Origin of the sequence: Streptomyces mesophilus (genome assembly GCF_011044995.1) — a bacterium.
Taxonomy (GTDB): Bacteria; Actinomycetota; Actinomycetes; order Streptomycetales; family Streptomycetaceae; genus Streptomyces; species Streptomyces mesophilus.
Genome location: NZ_JAAKZW010000501.1, coordinates 1 through 553, shown reverse-complemented (window position 1 = coordinate 553; position 553 = coordinate 1). Strand labels below are relative to the sequence as shown.

Annotated in this window: 1 protein-coding gene; it reads right to left on the bottom strand. The window is 71.2% G+C overall.

Features of this window, described 5'->3' with window-relative positions; translation table 11 throughout:
- Nucleotides 1–33: 33 nt before the first annotated feature.
- Nucleotides 34–495, bottom strand: coding sequence for a hypothetical protein (locus G6045_RS40790; RefSeq protein ID WP_165337286.1), 462 nt, complete (start codon nucleotides 493–495; stop codon nucleotides 34–36).
- Between the last annotated feature and the right edge of the window lie 58 nt (nucleotides 496–553).

Below are 553 nucleotides of genomic sequence, written 5' to 3'. Positions count from 1 at the left end.
GCCTGGGTCTGGGTCTGGGTCTGGGGCGTTCGTTCAGTCGCTGCGGCTCAGGTCCATGACCATCGCCGGATACGAGGCGGTCTCCGGCGTCGCGTACTGCGGGGGCAGCACGTTGTCCATGCGCATGCGCAGCCCGCCCCCGTCGGCCACCAGGTCGATGTGCCATCCCCAGTCCTCGGCGTACCGCGCGTCCAGACCCACCGAACCATCGTCCGCGAGACGGCCGTTGAGGGTCATGGGGGCCGGCTTCTGATGCCAGGAGTCGGCCCAGATCGCGGTCAGGATGCCCGCCTGCTCGCCGCCGCCGATGACGAGGAGGCCGTCCTGCGGACCGTCCTCCGGATGCTCCCAGGTGTACGTGAGCGAGGTGAGGTGACCGCCGGCGGCGAGGGCAAGCGTGGCCGTCGCCGGGCGTTCGTCCAGAGGGTCCTCCGGCATGAGCCGGAACCCATTGGCACCGGCCCACTCACCGGCTGCTGCGGAGAGGATCGCCATGGGGCCAGCATGGCAGGGCTGTGGGGTGGGTGTGCTGCGTCTGGCCCGGGGGCGTGGG